Annotated in this window: 8 protein-coding genes; 3 read left to right on the top strand and 5 right to left on the bottom strand. The window is 73.1% G+C overall.

Annotated elements, in window-relative coordinates; translation table 11 throughout:
• Positions 1 to 75: 75 nt before the first annotated feature.
• Positions 76 to 1,134 carry an alpha/beta hydrolase family protein gene (locus ACFRQN_RS31690; RefSeq protein ID WP_079271752.1) on the bottom strand — a complete coding sequence of 353 codons (1,059 nt, stop codon included), beginning with the start codon at positions 1,132 to 1,134 and terminating at the stop codon, positions 76 to 78.
• Between the two features lie 465 nt (positions 1,135 to 1,599).
• Between ACFRQN_RS31690 and ACFRQN_RS31685 the strand changes: the two genes are divergently transcribed.
• Complete coding sequence (locus ACFRQN_RS31685) at positions 1,600 to 2,343, top strand: SDR family oxidoreductase (protein ID WP_380743734.1); 744 nt, start codon at positions 1,600 to 1,602, stop codon at positions 2,341 to 2,343.
• A gap of 70 nt (positions 2,344 to 2,413) precedes the next feature.
• Here the strand turns inward: ACFRQN_RS31685 and ACFRQN_RS31680 are convergent, their stop codons facing one another.
• The 3 genes from ACFRQN_RS31680 to pulA form a co-directional block, all read right to left on the bottom strand.
• A complete protein-coding gene (locus tag ACFRQN_RS31680; protein ID WP_049650766.1) occupies positions 2,414 to 4,150 on the bottom strand; it encodes a carbohydrate-binding module family 20 domain-containing protein in 1,737 nt (578 codons plus the stop codon).
• Between the two features lie 337 nt (positions 4,151 to 4,487).
• On the bottom strand, positions 4,488 to 6,821 hold the full coding sequence (locus ACFRQN_RS31675) for a M4 family metallopeptidase (RefSeq protein ID WP_375874041.1): 2,334 nt from the start codon (positions 6,819 to 6,821) through the stop codon (positions 4,488 to 4,490).
• A gap of 629 nt (positions 6,822 to 7,450) precedes the next feature.
• On the bottom strand, positions 7,451 to 12,985 hold the full coding sequence (gene pulA, locus ACFRQN_RS31670; RefSeq protein ID WP_380743730.1) for a pullulanase-type alpha-1,6-glucosidase: 5,535 nt from the start codon (positions 12,983 to 12,985) through the stop codon (positions 7,451 to 7,453).
• A 318-nt stretch (positions 12,986 to 13,303) separates the two neighbouring features.
• Between pulA and ACFRQN_RS31665 the strand changes: the two genes are divergently transcribed.
• A complete protein-coding gene (locus ACFRQN_RS31665) occupies positions 13,304 to 14,272 on the top strand; it encodes a phosphatase PAP2 family protein (protein WP_380743727.1) in 969 nt (322 codons plus the stop codon).
• Positions 14,273 to 14,348: 76 nt separating this feature from the next.
• Here ACFRQN_RS31665 and ACFRQN_RS31660 read toward each other — a convergent pair whose 3' ends face one another.
• Positions 14,349 to 17,375 (bottom strand): bifunctional [glutamine synthetase] adenylyltransferase/[glutamine synthetase]-adenylyl-L-tyrosine phosphorylase, encoded by a 3,027-nt coding sequence (locus ACFRQN_RS31660; protein WP_375874044.1) that lies wholly within the window; start codon positions 17,373 to 17,375, stop codon positions 14,349 to 14,351.
• Positions 17,376 to 17,571: 196 nt separating this feature from the next.
• Here ACFRQN_RS31660 and ACFRQN_RS31655 point away from each other — a divergent pair.
• On the top strand, positions 17,572 to 18,700 hold a 1,129-nt coding region (locus tag ACFRQN_RS31655; RefSeq protein ID WP_380743724.1), incomplete at its 3' end, for an acyltransferase family protein.

Raw genomic sequence — 18,700 nt, 5'->3', positions numbered from 1 at the left:
TGCCGGGAGCGCGAACGCGTCCCGGCACCGGCGGCAGCGGTGGGAGCAGGTGGGAAACAGGTCGGAGCGGGGGCCTCAGTCGGCCGCCGGCCCCGCCAGGTGGGCGGTGAGCCACACCAGGGTGTCCGGGATCATCTTCTTGAAGTCCGAGGTCAGGTGCTTGCCGCCGGGCTGCTCGTGGTACTGGAGGTTCACCGGCGGCACCGCCTTCTCCACCCAGCTCTTGACCACCTTGGTCTCGTACGGGTTGGCGCCGCCCGCGGTGACCAGCATGCTCACGTCCGCCTTGCCCTGGGTGACCAGCACGTCCGGGTTGTTGGCGGCCTTCTCCGCGTCGTGGCCCTTCCACAGCCCCGAGTCCGGTATGAAGTAGCCGTCGATCGGCACCGCGGCCTTGTAGACCTGCGGGTACTGGAGGGCGAGCTTGGCGCTGCAGAAGCCGCCGGTGGAGGCGCCCATCACGCCCCAGCCGTCGCGGCCCTTCACGGTGCGGAAGTTGGCGCGGACGAAGTCCGGGAGGTCCTCGGCCATCCAGGTGGCCATCTTGGCCTGGCCCGGGATGTCGGAGCAGTCCAGCGCGTTCTTCTCGTCGCCGTTGAAGTTCTGCACCGGCATGATCATGATGAACGGGTGGGACTTGCCCTCCTTGACCAGCCGCTCGTTCTCCTCCTGGATCGGCAGCTGGTTGTCGGTCCAGGTGTTGTAGCCGTTGCTCTGGCCGCCCGCGAACAGGGTGAGCACCGGGAAGCCGGTCTTGGCGAACTTGGGGTCGTTGTACTCGGGCGGCAGCCAGACCCAGACCTGGCCGGTGACGCCGGACTTCGCGCCGGTCACCTTGGTCATCATGATCGGGCCGGCGCCGGTGTCCCGGGACTTGCTGAGGGCGGCGGCGGGCCCGGTGGGCATCAGCACCTTGCCGGAGGCGGCGGCCGGGGTGGCGCTGCCGGTCGCGGGCTGGCCGGTGCCGGTGGTGCTCGGGCTGCCCGACGAGCTGCCGCCGGTCGCGCCGGCGCTCGCCGTGGCGCTGTCCCCCTTCCCACCGCCGGAACTCCCGCAGGCCGCGAGCGAGGCGGCCAGGGCGAGCACGGCGGCGCCGGACAGGACGGCGCGGGAACGGGACGACTGCCTAAGCACGGTGAGGACTCTCCGACCGATGTCGCGCCCGGTCCGTGACCGGGCGGCGGCCCCCCGGTGGGGCCGGACATGCCCGAGGGCACAGCGCTGGCGCGTCCCCCGGAGTGATGGCGCGCCGCCCCTTCGCGGGGGTGCGCCTTCCTGCGATCTTATGACGTAGGCCGGGGTGGCCCGGTTGCGCGGTGGCCACCGGAAATCCAATGTTTGTTCGCGATCAGGTAAAAGCCTTCACCCGTCCCCCCGGTCGGCGGGGGCCGGTCGGCGGGGGTGGCCGTCGGAGCCCCGCCGAATCGTCCGGATTCTGGTGATTCGACCAGCTCCTCGGCGGCTTCGACCAGTGACGGCGACCCCCGGATCCGCGAAGATCTCCGGGGCACGCCCAGGCCTTGCCCAGGCTGTGCCCAGGCCATGCCCAGGGCACGCCCAGGCCGGGGCCGACCGGGAACAGTCATCGAGGAGGGTGCCATGAACCAGCGGATCGCCGTCGTCACCGGAGCCGGGAGCGGCGTCGGCCGGGCCGTGGCGGTGGAGCTGGCCGCGGACGGCTGGCGGACGGTGCTGGCCGGCCGCCGGTCCGGACCGCTGCGGGAGACCGCCGCGCTCTGCGCGGCCCCGGCCGACGTGGTGCCGACCGACGTCACCGACCCGGCCGCGGTGGACGCGCTGTTCGCCACGGCCGCCGAGCGCCACGGCCGGGTGGACCTGCTGTTCAACAACGCCGGCGCCTTCGGCCCGGCCGTCCCGGTGGACGAGCTGGCGGTCGAGGACTGGCGGGCCGTGGTCGACCTCAACCTGACCGGCGCCTTCCTCTGCGCCCGGGCCGCGTTCCGGCGGATGAAGGAGCAGGACCCGCAGGGCGGCCGGATCATCAACAACGGCTCGATCTCCGCGCACGTCCCGCGCCCGCACTCGATCGCCTACACCGCGACCAAGCACGCCGTGACCGGCCTGACCCGGTCGCTGTCGCTGGACGGCCGCCCGTACCGGATCGCCTGCGGGCAGATCGACATCGGCAACGCGGCGACCGACATGACGGCGGCGATGGGCGCGGGCGTGCGGCAGGCGGACGGCCGGATCGCCCCCGAGCCGACCATGGACGTGGCCGACGTGGCACGCACCGTACGGCACATGGCCGGGCTGCCGCTGGAGGCCAACGTGCAGTTCGCCACCGTGATGGCGACGGCCATGCCCTACATCGGGCGGGGCTGAACCCCGGCCCGGAGGGCCGCGGGAGGGGCCCCGCCGGTCGATGCCGACGGGCCCCCGGTCCGCTCCGGCCTCACGGCCGCCAGGTGTCGTTCAGCGTGACCGTCCCGCCCGAGGGCACCGTCGCCGTCCGGTTGGCGCCGGACTCCCAGGTCACCGCGCCGCTCGCGTCCTTGCGGACGTACTTGTACTGGAAGGACGTGCCGGCCGGCAGCGACAGCGCCAGCGACCAGACCGGGTAGCCCGCCGAGGAGAGCGGCAGCGCCTTCGCCGGGTCCCAGCCGCCGAGCGCCGCGGCGTCGCCGACCAGGTAGATGTTCTGCCCGGGCGTGGTGGTCGCGTTGACGTTGAACGAGGCGCCGGAGACGCTCGCGCCGGGCTGGACGTACAGCGCGACCGCGTCGCCCGCGCCGACCGTCGCGGTGAACTGCCCGTCGGCGCCCACCTGGTAGGTCGGGCCGGTGCAGCCGCCGCCGGCCTGCGGGTCGCCGTGCTGGACGTCGCAGTAGGTGCCGGCCGGCAGCCCGGTCTGGAAGGTCCGGGTGATCGCGGCGCCCTCGTGGTTGATCGCGACGTAGCCCTTGCCGCCGCGGCCGAAGGCGATCGCGTTGCCGCCGTTGGACCACCAGTTGCTCACCCCGGTGCCCGCCACCGCGTTGCGGAAGCCGACCATGTTGGCGATCTGCCGCCAGGCGTGGGTGCAGTTCCAGCCGTCCTGGTAGCAGGCGTTGACGGTGCCGCCGTTCGGCGGGCCGTCGTCCTTGTTGGCGAAGGAGTAGCCGGAGTGGACGTTGGGGGCGCCGTACGGCGAGGCCAGCAGGAAGACGTTGGCGAGCGTGTAGGTGTTGCCGTAGGTGGAGTTGAGGGTGGAGCCGTTGCGCTCGGTGTCCCAGTTGTCGACGAAGGTGCGCGCCTGGCCGCTCGGCAGGTAGCCCCAGGAGGCGCCCCAGCCGCTGAGGTTGGCGAGCTTGTCGGTGGTGAACATCCGCTTGAGGTCGGTGCCGGCCCGGAACTCGTCCAGGTCACCGGTGCCGGTGTACTCGGTGGGCTGGACCGGCTCGCCGGCGCCGTAGATGACCTCCTGGACCCAGTACGCCTTGGGGTTGGCCATCCTGGCCTTGATCGCGGCGAGGTCGGCGGCGGCGATGTGCTTGGCGGCGTCGATCCGGTAGCCGTCGACGCCGAGCGAGGCCAGGTCGTCCAGGTAGTGCGCGATGGTGGTCTGGACGTAGGCGCTGCCGGTGTCCAGGTCGGAGAGGTTCTCCAGTTCGCAGTTCTGGACGTTGCCGCGGTCCTGGTAGTTGGTGATCGGCTGGCGGCAGCCGTGGAAGTCCTGGTCCTGGTACGTGCCGGGGTAGTTGTACTTGGTGTACGCGGTGCCGCCGGTGCCGGTGCCGGAGCCCGCCGACATGTGGTTGACCACCGCGTCGGCTATCACCTTGACCCCGGCCGCGTGGCAGGTGGCGACCATGTTCTTGAAGGACGTGCGGTCGCCGAGCCGTCCGGCGATCCTGTAGCTGACCGGCTGGTAGGAGGTCCACCACTGCGCGCCCTGGATGTGCTCCTGCGGCGGGGAGACCTCGACGAAGCCGTAGCCCTTGGGCCCGAGGGTGGAGGTGCAGGCCTGGGCGACGGAGTCGAAGCGCCACTCGAAGAGGGTGGCGGTGACGTCCTTGCCGTTGTTGGCGGGCGGGGCGGCCTGGGCGGCGGGGGCACCGAGGGAGGTGCCGAGCGAGAGGGCGAGCGCCGCCGAGGCGGCGAGCGCACCGGCCGCGCGGGCGGGCCGGCGGGCGGGGGCGGTGGTGACCACGTCGTCTCCTGGGGGTGGCTGGGGTGGGGCAGCCGGAGGGGGAGCCTGCGGAAGGGCCGCAGGGGAACTGCAGGAAATTTCTGCAACTTGCCGGAAACTTGCAGCGCCGAACCTAGAGGCACCCGCGGGGGCCGTCAAGACCTTGGTCGAAAGCCCGGGAGAAGCCGAGGAGGAGCCGGGGAGCGAGCCCGGGAGCAGACCCGGGAGGAGCCGAGGAGAAGCCGAGGACGAGCCGGGGCCGGGCCAGGAGGGGCGGGCACGACAAGGGCCCGGCAGCCGTAGCCGCCGGGCCCCTCACCTGTCCTGGTTCACCGGCCCGTCAGGAGCCGGCCCGGGCTCAGCCGGTCTGGACGGAGGTGTCGTCGATCACGAAGCTGGTCTGGAGCGAGGCGTCCTCGGTCCCGGCGAACTTCACGGTGACCGTCTGGCCCGCGTAGGCCGACAGGTCGAAGGTGCGCTGCTGGTAGCCGGCCGCGGCGTCCACGTTGGAGTAGGTCTTCAGCGCGGTGCCGTTCACCGAGACGGTCAGCTTGTCGTACGCGGTGGTGCCCGACTCGGCGGTGTCGATGTGCAGCCAGAAGCTCAGCGTCGCCTTGCAGCCGGCCGGGATGCTCACCGTCTGCGACAGCGAGTCCGAGTGGGTGGAGCCGTAGCCGTTCAGCCACGCCTTCCAGGAGCCGCTGTGGGCCGCCTGCGAGGCGCTGCTGTCCACCACGCCGCTCGACGCGGTCCACGGCGTGGCCGTGCCCGACTCGAAGCCCTCGTTGCCCAGCAGCTGGGCCGGGGTGCAGCCGCCGCCACCGGTGGAGACGGTCCAGGTGAAGCTGGTCGTACCGGTCTTGCCGGCCGAGTCCTTCGCCGTGACGGTCACGTTGTAGGTGCCCGCGGTGGAGGCGGTGCCGGTGATCGCGCCGGTGGAGGCGTTGATCGACAGGCCGGTGGGCAGGCCGGTGGCCGAGTAGGTCAGCGGGGCGGTGCCACCGGTGGCCTTGATCGCCAGGTTGACCGCGCCGCCGACGGCGGTGGACTGGTTGCCCGGGTTGGTGACGGTGACGCCGCCCGGGTTGGGCGCCGTGCCGACGTTGACGCCCGCCCAGGCGGTGCCGACCGCGGCCAGCTCGGCGCTGCCGGCCCCGTACAGGTCGGTGGCCGCCTTCTCCGTCGCGGTGCGCGCCGCGGCGTAGTTGGTGCTGGAGGTCATGTAGGTGGTCAGCGCGCGGTACCAGACGGCCGCCGCCTTGTCCCGGCCGATGCCGGTGACCGCGATGTTGCCCTGGGTCGGCGAGTCGTAGTTGACGCCGTTGATGGTCTTCGCGCCGCTGCCCTCGGACAGCAGGTAGAAGAAGTGGTTGGCGACGCCGGACGAGTAGTGGACGTCCTTGTTGCCGACGGTGGAGGACCAGTAGTCGGCCGAGGCACCGTCCTTGGACGGCTTGTCCATGTAGCGCAGCGGGGTGCCGTCCCCGTTGATGTTGATCAACTCACCGATCAGGTAGTCGGGGTTGTCGGTCGGGATGTTGGCGTAGAACTCGACCATCGTGCCGAAGATGTCCGAGGTGGCCTCGTTGAGGCCGCCGGACTCGCCGGAGTAGGTCAGGTTGGCGGTGGCCGCGGTGACGCCGTGGCTCATCTCGTGGCCCGCGACGTCCAGCTCGGTCAGCGGCGCGGTGTTGTTGCTGCCGTCGCCGTACGTCATGCAGAAGCAGGAGTCGTCCCAGAACGCGTTCACGTAGTTGTTGCCGTAGTGGACGCGGCTGTAGGCGCCGACACCGTCGTTGCGGATGCCGTTGCGGCCGAAGGTGTTCTTGTAGTAGTCCCAGGTGGCCGCGACGCCGTAGTGGGCGTCGACCGCGGCGGACTCGCCGTTGTTGACGGTGCCGTCGCCCCAGGTGTCGGTGGACTTGCTGTACAGCGTGCCGGTGCCCGAGGTCCCGTGGTTCAGGTTGGTGGTGTACATCCCACCGCGGGTGCCGTCCTTCAGCTGGTACGACGAACCCGACTGGGTGGTGCCGATGGTGACGTTGCCGACGAAGACGCCCTTGCCGGAGCCGGTCTCGATGCCGTCCCACTGCTGGATGACCTGGCCGCTGGTGGCGTCGGTGACGACGTGCATCTTGCTCGGGGTGCCGTCGGACTTGGTCGAGGAGACGACGGTCTCCCAGGCCAGCCGGGGGCTGTTGTCCGCGGCCCAGACCACCAGGCGCGGCGCGGTGTCGACCGCGGTGCCCTGCTCGGCGGCGAGCGCGGCGGTCTGCGCGGCCGGGGCGGCCAGCTTCGGCGTGGTGCTGACACCGCTCAGCGGGGCGGTGCTGGCCCGGTCAACGCTCTTGGTCGCACCGGTGGGCGCCTGGTGCACCACCAGGTCCCCACCCAGGACGGGCAGTCCGTTGAGGGTGCGCTCGTACCGCAGGTGGCGGGTGCCGTCCGCGTCCTGGAAGACGTCCTTGGTGACCAGCTTCTCCTCACCGCTCAGCCCGAGGCTCTGGGCGAGGCTGGTGGTCTGCTGGTTCGCGGCGGAGATCAGCTGGGCGCGGTTCGCCTGCTGGGCCGCGACGGCGGCCGGCGCGTCCGGCGTGGCCGCCTGGGCGATCACCGGTATGCCGGTGACCAGCAGCGCGGTGGAGGCGGCCATGACAACCGCCGCCTTCCGTGCGTGAGCGTAACGGGACATGCGGACTCCTTTTCCGACCGGCGCTGGGTCGCGCACGGTGGAGAGAAACCTGAGCCGCGGGGTCGCGGCGCAGTGGGGGCCCCCGCCGGGTGCGACGGGAGTGCGGATGCGGTGCTCACAACTCGTTGCAGGGTCGGACGCGCTGCACCTGAACTGGAACAGCTGCACCGGGGGGTGGGGTCCCCTCGTCTACAGCCGGGGGAATCGTGGCAGCAAACGAGCCGTTAATGACAGATGCATGCCACGGATTGGCCGATTCATTACCGAAACCGTATGGAGGGCGCTCCGTCAGTTGTGTTACCCCACGACGAACTCGTGAACACGGTTTTCATGGCCCCGGACAAAGTTCGATCACCACCGGCAGTCGGTGACCAGCACTCAGGGCCGGTTCCGGCCCCGGCGGGTGGCCGACAGCGCCCGGCAGACCCGGCACGTCACAGTTCCGGCCGTGCCATCAACGGTTTCCGGCCATCGTGCGTCCGGAACGCAACCGTGCCCCCGCCGACCGCGAATGGGCCCCGCACCACCTGAACAGTGGTACGGGGCCCGGGAGTTGTCGGGGTGTACGAATCAGTGTCGGACGGGTCGGCGCCGGAACGAACCGGTGCCGACCGGTCGGCGACGGCGGGTCAGCGCTGGACGAACACCGCCACGGTGCGGCCCGGCACGGTGAAGGTACCGGTCGCGGCGTCGAAGCCGGACCGCTGCACCACCCGGTCCGCCCCGCCCGCCTGGACGGGGTGCAGCGCCTGGCCGGTGCCCTTCAGCGCCGGCACGGTCTGCGCCTGCGCCGTGGGCGTCGCGTTGAAGACCACCGTGACGCCCTTCTCCGCCCCCGGCAGCCCGGTGCCGTCCAGGTGCAGGGTGATCACCCCGGGCGTCTCGCCGGCGGTGCCGGAGAGCGGGTAGGAGAGCCGCTGCTGGACGGCGGCCAGGCTCGGCAGCGAGAACAGCGGCGAGGACTGCTTGATCCGCAGGAACTCCTGGTACTGCGCCGAGGCCGACCGGATGTCGGCCGCGCCGACGGTCAGCTCCGGGTTCGCCAGCAGGGACCGGGCGGCCGGCCACTGCTCCTGGTTGTCCTTCGCCATCGGCAGGCCGCGGCCCCAGCCGTTGCCCTGGGCCGGGTCCCAGTGGATCGCGTTGAACCAGTCCCCCGAGTCGTAGGAGTTGGAGTCGAGCGACTTGGAGCGCAGCAGGTCGCTGCCGGCCTGGGCGAAGCCCGCGCCCTGGGTGAGCGCGGTCAGCGAGAGCCCGAGCGCCTGCATCCGGGCCCGGTCGGCGGGCGCGGTGCCGGTCGGCAGCTTGTACGCGAGCGCGTCGAAGAGGTCGGTGTTGTCGTGGGCGTCCACGTACTCCACCGCCTCGCCGGGCTTGGCCGCGTATCCGGTCGGGGCGCCGTTGTAGTCGACCTGGGCGCCGGTGACGGGCTTTCCGGAGCTGTCGGTGAAGGAGTAGCCGGCCAGGTTGCCGGTCAGCCCGACCTTCAGCTGGTCCATCTGGTGCAGCAGCCGGGCCTTCTGCTCCTCCGGGGTGCCGTTCGCGGCCGAGCCGTTCGGGTCGGTGTACAGGCCCGAGGCGAAGCCCTGCTGCGGGGCGGAGTTCAGCATGAAGTTGCCGCCGCGGGCGGCGTCCCGGATCCGGTCGTCGAAGGTGGCGATGCCGGTGCCGGCCATGTTCTGCTGGGTGGCCTGCTCGAACCGGGCGTTGTTCGCGACGGCGCCGAAGTTCCAGCCCTCGCCGTAGAGGAACACGTTCTTCCCGTCCACGCCGTCCGAGTCCGGCGTCATCTTCCGCAGCGCGGCCTGCACGTCCAGCATGGTGGACTTCGGGTCCAGGCCCATCAGGTCGAAGCGGAAGCCGTCCACCTTGTACTCGCGGGCCCACAGCGTCACCGAGTCGACCACCAGCCGGTTCATCATGGCGTGCTCGGGCGCGGTGTCGGCGCAGCAGCTGTCCGCCGTCACCTTGCCGTCGGCGTCCAGCCGCTGGTAGTAGCCGGGAACCACCTTGTCCAGCACCGAGTGCTCGGCCTGGCCGCTGGCGGCGGTGTGGTTGTAGACCACGTCGAGCACCACCCGCAGCCCGGCCGCGTGCATCGCCTGCACCATCTGCCGGAACTGCACCGTGCGGGCGACCCCGTTCGGGTCGGTGGCGTACGAGCCCTCCGGCACGTTGTAGTGCAGCGGGTCGTAGCCCCAGTTGTACGCGTCGTCGGCGGCCACGGCCGCCACGCACTCCTGCTGCTTCGGGCCGTCCGCCGGAAGGGACTTGAGGTCGCAGGCCGGCAGCTTCTGGTCGGCCCGGTTCTCCCGGACGGTGGCGATGTCGAAGGTCGGCAGCAGGTGGACCGTGGTCACCCCGGCCTTGGCCAGGTCCCGCAGGTGCCGCATGCCGGCCGAGTCCGACTCGGTGAACGCCAGGTAGGTGCCGCGCTCGGCGGCCGGGACGGTGGGGTCCTCCACCGAGAAGTCCCGGACGTGCAGTTCCTGGATCTGCTGCTGCGCGGGCGGGACGGCCTGCGGACGGGCGTGGTCGTCCCAGCCCGCGGGCTTGAGCGCCTTGGCGTCGAGGTCGGCGACCAGGCTGCGCCGGGAGTCGGTGGACAGCGCCACCGAGTACGGGTCGGTGACGGTGTTGACCACCAGCTGCTGGGTGGACGGCGCCCAGACCTTCACCTGGTACAGGTAGTACCTGCCGTCCAACTCGCCCTTGTCGCGGACGACTTCCCAGACGCCGGTCTCGTCGTCGAGCTTCAGCGGCAGCGTCCTCGGGGTGCCCCCGGTGGCGCTGTCGAAGACCTGGACGGAGACCTCCTGCGCGGTCGGCGCCCAGAGCGACAGCGCCACCTTGCCGTTGTAGTAGGCCGGGCCGAAGTCGACCTTGCCGGTCCGCCCGGCGTACAGGTCGTCCAGCACGCCCGGGGTCTGCACCCCGGTGCCGGCCAGGACGGCGCCGCTGGGCAGGTGTTCGGTGAACAGCAGCTGGCCGCGGAGCGCGGCCGGGACGCGGGCGGCGTCCCTGGGGTCCACGGTGAAGGCCCGGTAGCCCGCCAGGTGCGGGTACTTGGCCTTCTGCGCGTCGGTCAGCCCGCCCTTGGCCGGGGTGAGCCGCAGCCACTTGCCGGGCTTGGTCAGCGCGCCCCTGTCGGCCCGGATGCCGCCCTCGGGGTCGTAGACCAGCTGGGCGCTGGTGCCGCCGGCCAGGGCGTCGTCGCCCGCGCCGTAGTTCGCCGGGACGACGACGGTCCTCGCGTCGATCCACTGGGCCTTGGCGCCGGTGAGGTCGATCTGCGAGGAGGCGGCCGGGTTCTGCGGCAGCAGGTAGCCCTCGCGGCCGCCGAGCACCCAGACCTCCCTGCCGTTGACGGCGAGGTCCAGCGACTGGTCGGCGGGCAGGTCCTTGTCGTTGCCCTTGTGCAGGATGTAGCTGAGGCTGGTCGCCCCGGGGGCGAGCGGCACCTCGAAGACAGCGCCGAAGGCGTCGCGGCGGGCCGGGGTCAGCGGCTTGCCCCAGTCGGTCGGGGTGGCGGCGCCGGTCCAGTCGTGCAGGCCCCAGCCGTCGTAGTCGCCGTCGGCCCGGTTGTAGTGGATGACGGCGGTGTTCGCCGGCTGGCCAGGACCGGTCGACCCAGCCGGCGGTCCCGGGTTCGCCGTGCGGACGGTCGCGTCCCCCTGCTTCAGCCACACCTCGCCGGTGCTGCCGACGTCGAGGTGCCGGTCGGCGTCGACGTCCTTGACGCCGTCCTTCTCCACGATGAAGCCGACGTCCGAGGCGCCGGGCTTGAGCTTCACGTACGCGAAGGCGCCGTACGCGTCCCGCCCGGTGAAGGCGTGCCCGGCCGGCCACGGGGTGGCCTCGCCGTCGGCGAGGTCGCCCCAGGCGTAGAGGTTCCAGCCGTCGTAGTCGCCGTCCGGCCGGTTGTAGTGGACGACGGCGTACGGGCGGGAGCCGGCGGTGGGCGCGGGCTTGGGCGCGGGGGTGCCGGTGGTGAAGCTCGCGGTGGCGGAGCGCAGGTGGCCGCTGGAGTCCCGGACGACGGCCTTGTAGCGGACCACCGTGCCGGGGGCGACGGCGGCCAGGTCCTGGGTGACCTTGTACCCGCCGTTGTCGGCGGTGCCCAGGGTCTGCCAGGGCCCGTTGCCGATCTGGGCGGCGAAGCTCACCCGGTTGAAGCCGCCGTCCGTGGTGGCGCCGACCGTGACGAGCCCGGTCGAGCCGTCGGCGGGCGGCTGCACCGAGAGCTGGGGCGCGGCGGCCACCGGCGCGAGCCGCCCGCCCGCCTTGAGGACGAGCGAGGACAGCGCGGGCACGGTGACCGTCACCTTGCGGTCGGCGCCGCTGGTGACGCGGGCGCCCGCCGCCGGGTAGACCGGGTCGAAGCCCATCCCCGCCGAGAAGGTGTCCAGGGTGACGGTCTTCGCCTCGGCGGCGTTGTTGACCGCGACCAGGTACTCGACCTGCTGCCCGGCGTCGATCCGGGAGAAGGCGTACACGCCGGCGCCGTCGGCGGCGTACCGCTCGATCTGGGCGCCGTCGGCCAGGGCCGGGTTGTCGCGGCGCAGCTTGGCCAGTCCGGCGATGCCCTGGTAGAGCTCGCCGCCCTGCCCGTACCGGTCGGCCGGGCCGGAGGGGCCGCCGAGCACCCGGTCGCCGTTGTAGGAGGCCGTCTTCGAGGCGAACAGGTCCTGCCGGGCGTCCTTGTCGCCGCCCGCGCCGGTGAAGCCCTGCTCGTCGCCGTAGTAGACGACGGGCTGGCCGCGGGTGAGGAACTGCAGCTCGTTGCCGAGCCGGTCCTTCCTGAGCAGGGTGGCGTCGTCGGCGCCCGGGTTGTCGGCGAGCAGGAAGGAGCCGAAGCGGCCCATGTCGTGGTTGCCGAGGAAGGTGGGCAGCTCGTACGCGTCGGTGTCGGCGCTGGTGTAGCGGTAGTCCTGGGCGTAGACGTCGGCGAGGCCGCGCGCCGAACCGCCCTGCGAGACGTAGGAGCGGGCCGCGCCCTGGAACGGGAAGTCCAGGGTGGCCTGGAGCCTGCCCTTGGTGACGTACGGCGAGGTGACCGCCGGGTCGCCGGAGTAGACCTCGCCGAACATGAAGAACTTCTTGTTGCCCTGCTTGGCGGCGAAGTCCTTGAGCGCGGGGGCCCACTGCTGCCAGAACGCCATGTTGACGTGCTTGACGGTGTCGATCCGGAAGCCGTCCACGCCGGCGTCCTTGACCCACTGCTGGTAGACCTTCTCGAAGCCCTTCACCACCTTGGGGTTCTGGGTGTCGAGGTCGTCCAGGCCGCTGAAGTCGCCCTCGGTGGCGGACTCGCCGACGAAGGTCGAGTCGCCCCGGTTGTGGTAGAGCGCCGGGTCGTTGAGCCAGGACGGGGTCTTGGCCGCGGCGTCGGCCGGGGTGCGGAAGACCGGGGTGTAGGGGAAGGAGTCCTTGGTGGTCCGCGGCCAGGGGGCGCCCGCGTCGGCGACGGCGGTCTCGTCCACCGGGTTCCCGTCCGCGTCGAGCGTCGGGTAGGCGCCGGCGGAGCGGTAGCCGTACTGCTTCTCGGCGTAGTCGATGACGTCGGCGGTGTGGTTGGTGATGACGTCGAAGAAGACCTTGATGCCGCGGGCGTGCGCCTTGGCTATCAGCTCCTTGAGCTGCTCGTTGGTGCCGAAGTGCGGGTCGACCTGGGTGAAGTCGGTGATCCAGTAGCCGTGGTAGCCGGCCGAGGCGTCGGCCCCGCTGCCCTGCACCGGCTTGTTCTTGAAGATCGGGGCCAGCCAGATCGCGGTGGTGCCGAGGTCCTGGACGTAGTCGAGCCGCTGGATCAGCCCGGCCAGGTCGCCGCCGTGGTAGAAGCCCTTGTCCGCGGGGTCGAAGCCGTTCTCCAGCCGCCCCCCGGTGATGCCTCCGGTGTCGTTGGCGGTGTCGCCGTTGGCGAAGCGGTCGGGCAGGACGAAGTAGAACTGCTCCCGGGTGAGGTCGTGCCGCCCGGCGGTGGCCGCCAGCGCGGCGTCCGAGGGCGGGGCAGGCGGGGCGGCGGCGAGGGCCGCGGGGGCGCCGCCGAGGGTGGCGGCGGTCAGGGCCGCGGCCAGCAGGACGGCCGTGCGGCCCGGAGGTCTGCGGCGGCCAGGGGTTCGTTCGGCAGTGCTCCGTCGGGGGCGGAGCGGGGCATCGGCCACTGAGGGCTCCCTTAGGGGGAAGGGGCGATCGATTTCCCAGGAAGCTAGCGGCCTGCAATATGTTTCAGCAAGATGCAGAAATCGTTTCGTCGCCGGAAGTTCCAGGTGGAGGACCGTCTCCGACCACCCCGATTACTCCCCTGGAGCGACGCGCGTGACAATGGGACGTATGTCCGTCCCACCGGTATGCACCCAACCCCCGAGCACCCCCTACCCCGGTGGGCGCCGGCCCCTACCCCTCAAGGGGGACAGCCGGTGAAGAATCCACTTCCAGAGGATGAGCAGACGGCTACGAGCGGTCTGGCAGACTTGCCGTCCATGGGGGAACCGACCGAGATCCAGCGAGGCGACGTACGGCGCGCCGACGCGGCCAGCGGTGGCGGTTCCGAAGCAGCGAAGGCCGTCCCCGGCCGCCTGCCCGATGGAGCCACCCGTGCCGCCCAGTCCCGTACCGCCGCCCTGCGCAGCCGCGTCAGCGCCCAGCGCCGCTCACCGGCCAGGCCGCGGATCTGGTTCGAGCTGGCGCTGATCGGGATCAGCTACTGGGTCTACTCGATCGTGCGCAACGCGGTTCCCGAACAGGAAGCGATAGCCCAGAAGCACGCGGGCTGGATCTGGGACCTGGAGAACCACCTCGGCATCGCCGTCGAGCGCTCGATCAACCACGCCGTGGACAGCGTCGGGTGGCTCATCACGGGGATGAACTACTACTACGCGACCCTGCACTTCGTGATCACGATAGGCGTGCTGGTCTGGCTCTACCGCAGCCACCCCGGGCGCTACGTCGCGGCCCGCACGGTGCTGTTCGTGACCACCGGGATCGCCCTGGTCGGCTTCTACTTCTTCCCGCTGGCCCCGCCCCGGCTGATGACCGACGGCGGCTTCATCGACACCGTGAAGGTCCACGGCACCTGGGGCTCGATGGCCTCCGGGCCCGCCGCGCACGTCTCCAACCAGTACGCGGCCATGCCCTCGATGCACATCGGCTGGTCGATGTGGTGCGGCCTGGCGATCTTCTTCCTGGCCCGCCGCACCTGGGTCAGGGTGCTCGGCCTGATGTACCCGGCCGCCACCCTGGTGGTGATCGTCTCCACCGCCAACCACTTCTGGATGGACGCCGTCGGCGGCGAGCTCTGCCTGATGGTGGGCTTCCTCACCGCCCGCTGGATGTACCACGAGTGGGTCTACCGGCTGCCGAAGGTGCCCGCCCGGGAGACGCCGGCCGACCGGCCGATCACCGTCCCGGAGCAGTGGAGCGAGCCCGCGGTCAGCAGCGCGCGCCGCTAGCGCCTGTCTTCGAAGGGGCCCCGACCGGGGCCCCTTTCGCGTACCCGGGGCGGGCCGTCCCCGTGCGCGGCCCCGGTCAGTCGGCGCCGTAGAACAGCCGGTCCACCACCGCCCGGGCCCGCCGGGTGGTCCGCCGGTAGTCGTCCAGCAGCTCGCCGCTGTGCCCGGAGCCGTACCCGAGGTAGCGGGCCACCCCCGCCAGCTCCCGGGCCTCCCCCGGGAAGCTGTCCCCGGGCCGCCCGCGCACCAGCATCACCGCCGCCCGCACCCGGGAGGCCAGCACCCAGGCCGTGTCCAGCACCTCGGCGTCCTCCGGCTCGACCAGCCCGGCCTCCGCGGCCGCGGCCAGCGCCGCCCTGGTCCGGGTGGTGCGCAGGGCCGGCAGCTCGTACCCGTGCCGGAGCTGCAGCAGCTGCACCGTCCACTCGACGTCCGCCAGCCCGCCCCGGCCGATCTTGGTGTGGGTGGTCGGGTCGGCCCCGCGCGGCAGCCGCTCGGCCTCGATCCGCGCCTTGATCCGGCGGATCTCCACCAGGTCCCGCTCCGGCACCCCGCCGCCGGGGTAGCGCAGCGGGTCGATCAGCTGTCGGAACCGCGCGCCCAGCTCCTCGTCCCCGGCCACCGGTTCGGCCCGCAGCAGCGCCTGGCTCTCCCAGGCGTGCGACCAGCGCCGGTAGTACGCCGCGTACGAGGCGAGGGTGCGCACCAGCGGGCCGCTGCGGCCCTCCGGCCGCAGGTCGGCGTCGACCAGCAGCGGCGGCTCGGTGGACGGCGCGCCCAGCTGGGCGCGCAGCTCGTGGCAGACCGCCTGGGCGGCCCGGGCGGCCGCCTCCTCCAGCGAGCCGAGCAGCGGCTCGTGGACGAAGAGCACGTCCGCGTCCGAGCCGTAGCCCAGTTCGTGGCCGCCGAAGCGGCCCATCGCGATCACCGCGATCCGGGTCGGCAGGTCCCCGTGCTCGGCCTCCCAGCCGGCCACGCAGGCGCGCAGCGCGCCGCCCAGGGTGGCGGCGTTGAGCGCGGTGAGCGCCTCCCCGGCGGTGTCCAGCGCCTCGGCCGGGTCCTCCCCGAGCCGCCCGAGCACGTCCGCGGCGGCGGTGCGGAACAGCTCGCGGCGGCGCACCGAGCGGGCGGCGGCCACCGCGGCGTGGGTGGACCCGGCCCGGCCGACGGCGGCCAGTATCTCCGACTGCAGCGCCGCCCGGCCGCGCGGTTCCAGGCCGTGCGGGTCGCCCAGCATGGCCACCGCCTCGGGGGCGCGCAGCAGCAGGTCGGGGGCGAGCCGGCCGGCCGACAGCACCCGGGCCAGCTGTTCGGCGGCGGCGCTCTCGTCCCGCAGCAGCCGCAGGTACCAGGGGGTGCGGCCGAGCGCGTCGGAGACCTGGCGGAAGTTGAGCAGCCCGGCGTCCGGGTCCGCGGACTCGGCGAACCAGCCGAGCAGCACCGGCAGCAGGGTGCGCTGGATCGCCGCCTTGCGGCTCACCCCGGAGGCGAGCGCGCTGAGGTGCCGCAGCGCGGCGGCCGGGTCCGCGTAGCCCAGCGCCTCCAGCCGGGCCCGGGCCGCCTCCGGGCTGAGCCCGGTGGCGCCCGGCGGAAGTTCGGCGACGGCGTCGAGCAGCGGCCGGTAGAACAGCTTCTCGTGCAGCCGCCGGACCTCCATCGCGTGCCGCTTCCACTCGCGCTGCAGCGCGGCCACCGGGTCGGCGCGGGTGTCGTCGTTGATCAGCGCCGCCAGTGAGCGGGCCAGCCGGCGCAGGTCCTCGGCCCCGGTGGGCATCAGGTGGGTGCGGCGCAGCCGGTACAGCTGGATGCGGTGCTCCAGCGAGCGCAGGAAGCGGTACGCGGCGTCCAGCGAGGCGGCGTCCGCCCGGCCGACATAGCCGCCCCGGGAGAGCGCGGCCAGCGCCTCCAGGGTGTTGCCGCTGCGCAGCGCCGGGTCGGTGCGGCCGTGCACCAGTTGGAGCAGCTGGACGGAGAACTCGACGTCGCGCAGCCCGCCCGGGCCGAGCTTGAGCTGGCGGTCCAGCTCGGTGGCCGGGATGGAGTCGATCACCCGGCGGCGCATCTGCTGCACGTCGGCGACGAAGTTCTCCCGGGCGGCGGCCTGCCAGACCATCGGGGCGAGCGCCGCCACGTACGCGGCGCCGAGCTCCGCGTCCCCGGCGACCGGGCGGGCCTTGAGCAGCGCCTGGAACTCCCAGGTCTTGGCCCAGCGCTGGTAGTAGGCGAGGTGGCTGGCCAGGGTGCGCACCAGCGGGCCGTTGCGGCCCTCGGGACGCAGGTTGGCGTCCACCGGCCAGATGGTGCCCTCGCCGGTGGTGTCCGCGCACAGCCGGGTGAGGGCGGCGGCCAGCCGGGTGGCGGCCTTGAGCGCCTCGTGCTCGTCCACGCCCTCGCGCGGCTCGGCGACGAAGACCACGTCCACGTCCGAGACGTAGTTGAGCTCGCGGCCGCCGCACTTGCCCATGCCGATCACGGCGAGCCGGCAGGCCGCGGCCGCCTCCGGGTCCTGCTCGGCGGCGAGGTCCAGGGCGGTCTGGAGGGTGGCGCCGGCCAGGTCGGCGAGTTCGGCGGCGGTCTGCGCGAGGTCGGTGGTGCCGGTGAGGTCGCGGGCGGCGATGGCGAGCAGGCAGCGGCGGTAGGCGACGCGCAGCGCGTTCGCGGGGCCGAGGGTGTCGTCCCGGACGCCCTCGGCGAGGGAGCGGCGGAAGTCCTCCGGGCCGGGGTGCATGTCGCGCAGTTCGAAGGTGACCAGCACGTGCCAGTCGTGCGGGTGCCGGGCCAGGTGGTCGCCGAGCGCGGTGGAGACGCCGAGCACGCCGAGCAGCCGGTCGCGCAGCGGCTTGGAGGTGGTGAGGGTGTCGCGCAGGGTGTGCCGGTCGGCCTCGTCGGCGGCCTCCAGCAGCCGGGACAGGCCGAGCAGCGCGAGGTCGGGGTCGGCGGTGGCGCCGAGCGCGTCCAGCAGCACGGGGTCGTCGGCCAAGCCCTCCAGCCCGGGGCCCTCCAACAGCCGCACCGCCCGCGCCGGGTCGGTGAACCCGCGCCGGACCAGCCGGTTCTCCGGCCGGCTGACCCGGCTCCCGGCCCGCTGCTCCTCCACCGCCATCGGCCCCTCCATCCGTCCGCCCAGGGGCCCGTCCGGGCCTGGCAGGTCCGTCCGGGCCCTAGCAGGTTACGCGCCCCGGCACCCCGTCGCCGGACGCGACCGCCCGCCGCCGTCGGCGTGACCTCGGCCCCGCCGTGCTCGTTCACCCGGGCGCCGCCCCCGTCCCCCGCCCCCGTCCCCCGCCCCCGGAGCGCCGATGCCCACGACCGGCCCCAGCCGCCTGCCCTCGCTCACCGGGCTGCGCTTCTGGGCCGCCCTGCTGGTGGTGCTCTACCACCTCTCCCGCAAGGTGGGCGAGCTGCCGCTGCTCAGCCCGCTCGCCTGGTACGGCCGTTCGGGCGTGACGTTCTTCTTCGTGCTCTCCGGTTTCGTGCTGGCCTGGACGTACGGGGCCTCGCCCGCCCGGCCGTGGGTCTTCGCCCGCCGCCGGTTCGCCCGGATCTGGCCGCTGCACGTGCTGACCACCGCGCTGTCCCTGGGCGCGGACGCGGCGATCGGCGCCGTGCTGCCGGTGGCGGCGGCGCTCTGGTCGCTGGCGCTGGTGCACCCGTGGGCGCTGCCCACCCTGTACGGCGGCAACCCGGCCTCCTGGTCGCTGGGCGCCGAGGCCTGGTTCTACCTGCTGTTCCCGCCGCTGCTGCGCCTGCTGGCCCCGCGCCGGCGCGCCTGGCTGCCGCTCGCGGCTCTGTGCGCCGTGCTCGGCCCGGTGCTGTGGGCGGCCGGTGCCCTGCTGCCCGCCGACCCGACGGTGCGCGGCTGGCTGCTGGACTACCTGCCGCCGGCCCGGACCCCGCAGTTCGTCCTCGGCGTGGTCACCGGCCTGGCCGTGCGGCACGGCGTGCTCCCCCGGGTGCGCCTCCTGCGGCCGGGGCTCCTCCCGGCGGCCGCCGCCGTGCTGCTCTTCCACGTCCTGCTGGCCCCCTGGCACGCCGCCGTCCCGGACTCCTCCTGGTACGGCCCGTACAGCGCCTCCCAGTTGCTGTCCGCACCGCTGTTCGCCGCCCTGCTGGCGGCCGCCGCCCGGCGCGACACCGCCGGGGCCCCGCCCCGGCTGCTGGCGGGCCGGACGGCCGTACGGCTCGGCGAGTGGTCGTACGCCTGGTACCTGGTGCACGAGATCGGCGTCCGCTGCTGGCTGGCCGTCCAGGGCCGCCCGGCGCCGGGGGCCGCGACGCTCGGCGTCTGGCTGCTGCTGGCGGGCGGCTCGCTGGTGGCCGCGGGGGCCATGTACCGCTGGGTGGAGCGCCCCTGCGAACGGCTGCTGCGCGGCGCCCCGCGGGGCCGGGACGCGGCGGCGCCGCTGCCGCCCCGCGCGGTGCGGGTGG

Origin of the sequence: Kitasatospora sp. NPDC056800 (assembly GCF_042789775.1) — a bacterium.
In the GTDB taxonomy this organism is placed as follows: domain Bacteria; phylum Actinomycetota; class Actinomycetes; order Streptomycetales; family Streptomycetaceae; genus Kitasatospora.
Note: the sequence above shows the minus strand (reverse complement) of the source record. Positions and strands in the feature narration are given on the sequence as shown.